This is a genomic window from Citrobacter sp. (assembly GCF_050252275.1).
Classification (GTDB): domain Bacteria; phylum Pseudomonadota; class Gammaproteobacteria; order Enterobacterales; family Enterobacteriaceae; genus Citrobacter_A; species Citrobacter_A amalonaticus.
In genome coordinates this window covers 1-4,371 of record NZ_JBFWLF010000343.1, presented here as the reverse complement: position 1 = coordinate 4,371, position 4,371 = coordinate 1, and the positions used below count along the sequence as shown (strand labels likewise).

General features: G+C 49.4%; 4 protein-coding genes and 1 pseudogene. 4 read left to right on the top strand and 1 reads right to left on the bottom strand.

The genetic code is table 11. From position 1 onward, the window contains the following. A pseudogene (locus AB7E14_RS21075) lies at nt 1-726 on the bottom strand (flagellin FliC); the annotation flags it as partial. Between the two features lie 254 nt (nt 727-980). Between AB7E14_RS21075 and fliD the strand changes: the two are divergent. The 4 genes from fliD to amyA form a co-directional block, all read left to right on the top strand. Continuing rightward, the gene (fliD, locus tag AB7E14_RS21070) at nt 981-2,390 is read left to right on the top strand and encodes a flagellar filament capping protein FliD (RefSeq protein WP_104446624.1); all 1,410 of its coding nucleotides are present in this window, start codon (nt 981-983) and stop codon (nt 2,388-2,390) included. Between the two features lie 15 nt (nt 2,391-2,405). After that, nucleotides 2,406-2,813: a flagellar export chaperone FliS gene (gene fliS, locus AB7E14_RS21065; RefSeq protein WP_043000297.1), complete on the top strand. Its 408-nt coding sequence runs from the start codon at nt 2,406-2,408 to the stop codon at nt 2,811-2,813. Beyond that, complete coding sequence (gene fliT, locus AB7E14_RS21060) at nt 2,813-3,184, top strand: flagella biosynthesis regulatory protein FliT (RefSeq protein WP_043000296.1); 372 nt, start codon at nt 2,813-2,815, stop codon at nt 3,182-3,184. Before fliS ends, fliT begins: the two co-directional genes overlap by 1 nt. Before the next feature lie 68 nt (nt 3,185-3,252). Further along, on the top strand, nt 3,253-4,371 hold a 1,119-nt coding region (amyA, locus tag AB7E14_RS21055; protein ID WP_428169903.1), incomplete at its 3' end, for an alpha-amylase.

Here is a 4,371-nt window from a genome sequence, read left to right as displayed (position 1 = left end):
AGACACTTTGTAGAAATCTGTGCCGTTATTACTTGCGTAAACAATGTTGGCATCCGCATCATCAACATACAGAGAGTATGGATTGGTTGTTGCAGTATCTTTTGCAGTCAACGTATGACTTGCAGTCGGAACGCTAGAAGATGGTTTAGCATCAGTCAGCGCAGTAGTAGACAGCTTGCTCAGATCCAGACTTTTGTTAGTCACATCCAGATTACCTAAACCCAGAGTGCTGGAAGTGATCTCTTGCAGATTGATCTCGATGGTTTCGCCATCATTTGCACCGACCTGAATTTTCATGGTCTGGTTAGAAGCCAGCACTTTTACGCCGTTGAACTGAGTCTGACCGGATACACGATCAATTTCGCTCAGGCGCTGGGTGATTTCAGCCTGGATGGATTTCAGATCTGATTCGGAGTTGGTGCCGTTCGTTGCCTGCACAGACAGTTCACGGACACGCTGCAGGTTATTGTTGATTTCCGACAGAGAACCTTCCGTCGTCTGCGCGATGGAGATACCGTCGTTGGCGTTACGAGAAGCCTGAGTCAGGCCTTTAATGTTTGACGTAAAGCGGTTAGCAATCGCCTGGCCCGCAGCATCGTCTTTCGCGCTGTTGATACGCAGTCCGGAAGACAGGCGCTCAATCGCAGAGCTCAGGGAAGACTGAGATTTGTTCAGGTTGTTTTGGGTCAACAGCGACAGGCTGTTTGTATTAATGACTTGTGCCATGATCTTTTCCTTATCAATTACAACTTGATGTTATTGGGCTGTTGCCCACGGTTTCTCACCGTAACCCTTGTATCGGCACCTGAATTTCGAACTTTAGAGAATTTTTAGTTTCCCCCCATTTTTTCTTAGCCTTTGAATAACCCGTCTTCTTGCACACTATTCCGGCCATTATTTCTCCAAATTTATTATTAAACTTTGCCGCCAGATTGCCGATAAGGTGGCTAACCACTGTTTGCAATTAAAAGGGATTACGCATGGCTTCTTTTACTTCATTAGGCGTGGGTTCAAACCTGCCGCTGGATACATTACTGACGAACCTGACCACGGCTGAGAAGGGACGCCTGAAACCTATCACTCAGCAGCAGAGCAGTTTTACAGCAAGACTGACGGCGTTTGGAACGTTAAAAAGCTCGCTGGAAAAATTCCAGACCGCGAACACTGCACTGAATGATGCAAACCTTTTTAAAAGCACGACCGCAGTCAGCAACTCAACCGATCTCACCGTCAGCACCACAGCAGGAGCAGCGGCTGGTATTTATAAAATAAATGTGACGCATATAGCCCAAGCGCAATCGCTTCGCACGACCACAACAGTGACGGACAGTAAAGCTGTCCAAGGTAATGACAACGCGGAACGCACACTCATCATTAAGCAGGACGGGAAAGAGAAGCCTCTGGAGATAAAGCTTACCAAAGATCAGACTTCTTTAGTCGAGATGCGTGATGCGATTAATAATGCCAACGGTGGTGTCACTGCCAGTATTGTAAAACTGAAAGACAATGATTTTCAGCTTGTACTGACCTCATCAGAAACGGGTGTCGCTAATAAAATGAGCATCTCCGTCTCAGGAGATGAAAAACTCAATCAATTTATCAGCTTCAATAACCCGGATGTGGTTGGCAATAACGTTGAGCAAATTGTTGAAGCGAAAGACGCAGAACTTAACGTCAACGGCATTGATATTGTTCGTAGCAGTAACACCGTGACCGATGCCCCTCAGGGTATTACGTTGAACCTGACAAAAGAAGTTAAAGATGTCACCGTCACGGTAACGAAAAGTAATGATAAAGCAACAACCGCGATTAAAAGCTGGGTGGACGCATACAATTCGCTGGTAGATACCATTGGTACCCTGACGAAATACACCTCAGTCGATCCGGGCGCAGAAGAACAAAGCACGAGCAACGGCGCACTCCTCGGTGACAGCACCGTTCGCACCATCCAGACCGGTATCCGTGGTCAATTCTCCTCCAGCGCCAATGACGGGAAATTCCAAACGTTATCGCAAATGGGCATTACCCAGGATGGCACCACCGGTAAGCTGAAAATTGATGATGAAAAACTGAAAAAAGCGCTAACCGATAATAGCGTGGATGTTCAACAGCTGTTAGTCGGTGATGGCAAAGAGACCGGAATTACGACCAAAGTGGCTTCGCTGGTGAAAGGTTACCTGGCCGATGATGGCATTATCGACAGCGCCCAGGACAGCATCAATGCCACGCTGAAAAAACTGACTAAACAGTATCTTTCCGTCAGTGCCAGTATCGACGATACCATTGCGCGGTATAAGGCTCAATTTACGCAACTGGACACCATGATGAGCAAGTTGAATAACACCAGTAGCTACCTGAACCAGCAATTTACTGCGATGACCAGTTCCTGATAACCAGAGGTAAACATGTATACCGCGAGCGGTACCAAAGCTTATGCGCAAATCAGCGTGGAAAGCGGCGTGATGAGTGCGAGTCCGCACCAGTTGATCGAAATGTTGTTTGATGGCGCAAACAGCGCCCTGGTGCGCGCTCGCCTGTTTTTAGAGCAAGGTGATATTACCGCCAAAGGGGAAGCGCTGAGTAAGGCTATCAATATCATTGATAATGGTCTGAAAGCGGGACTGGATCAGGAGAATGGCGGCGAACTCGCCGACCATCTCTCTTCGCTGTATGACTATATGATCCGTCGTTTATTACTTGCTAATTTACGCAATGACAGTCAAGCCATTGAAGAAGTGGAAGGGTTACTCGGCAACATTGCGGAAGCCTGGAAACAGATCTCACCGAAAGCATCTTCCCAGGAGTCTCGTTAATGACCTCAGCCGTGGAGTTTATCAACCGTTGGCAGCGCATTGCGCTGCTCAGTCAGTCGCTGCTCGAACTTGCGCAGCGGGGTGAATGGGACCTTTTACTGGAACAGGAAGTCACCTATCTGCAAAGTATTGAAGCGGTCGTTGAAACGCAAACTCCACCGGGCATGACACGCAGTATTCAGGATATCGTGGCCAGTTATATCAAACAGACGCTGGATAACGAAGAATGCCTGAAAGGTTTACTGCGCCAACGGCTCGATGAGCTTAGTGGTCTGATAGGCCAGTCAACGCGTCAGCAGTCGCTCAACAATGCTTATGGTCGGCTTTCTGGCATGCTGCTGGTACCCGACGCTCCCCCTGCTCCACAATAATTCCCGCTACGTTGGCAAAAATCTTCCATACTCCAGAGGTCGTTTACATGACTTCTGGAGCACGGAAGATGAAAAACCCCACGTTACTGCAGTTCTTCCACTGGTATTACCCTGAAGGTGGCAAACTCTGGCAAGAGGTGACAGAGCGCGCAGACAGCCTCAATGATATCGGTATCAACATGGTCTGGTTGCCGCCCGCCTATAAAGGCGCGTCAGGCGGCTATTCCGTCGGCTATGACTCTTACGATCTGTTTGATCTCGGCGAGTTTGACCAAAAAGGCTCCCTTGCCACCAAATATGGTGATAAGGCGCAGCTTCTTACGGCTATCGACGCGCTGAAGAAAAACGACATCGCGGTGCTACTCGACGTGGTGGTGAATCACAAAATGGGTGCAGACGAGAAAGAGCCCCTCCGCGTACAGCGGGTCAACGAAGACGATCGCACGCAGATTGCTGATGAGATCATCGAATGCGAAGCCTGGACGCGTTACACCTTCCCGGCGCGAGGCGGTCAGTACTCGCAGTTCATCTGGGATTTCAAATGCTTCAGCGGCATCGACCACATCGAAAACCCTGACGAAGACGGCATTTTTAAAATCGTCAACGACTATACCGGCGAGGGCTGGAACGACCAGGTCGACGATGAAATGGGCAATTTCGATTACCTGATGGGCGAAAACATCGACTTTCGTAATCACGCCGTCACCGAAGAGATTAAATACTGGGCGCGCTGGGTGATGGAACAAACGCAGTGTGATGGCTTTCGTCTCGATGCGGTAAAGCACATTCCGGCCTGGTTCTATAAAGAGTGGATTGAACACGTTCAGGAGGTGGCACCGAAGCCGCTGTTTATCGTTGCCGAATACTGGTCGCACGAAGTGGATAAGCTACAAACCTATATCGACCAGGTGGAAGGCAAAACGATGCTGTTCGACGCCCCGTTACAGCTCAATTTTCATGAAGCGTCGCGTCAGGGACGTGATTACGACATGAGCCAGATCTTCAGCGGCACGCTGGTAGAAGCCGATCCGTTTCACGCTGTGACGCTGGTCGCCAACCATGACACCCAGCCGTTCCAAGCGCTGGAAGCCCCCGTTGAAGCATGGTTCAAACCGCTGGCCTACGCGCTCATCCTGCTGCGGGAAAATGGCGTACCGTCGATTTTCTATCCCGATCTCTATGGCGCG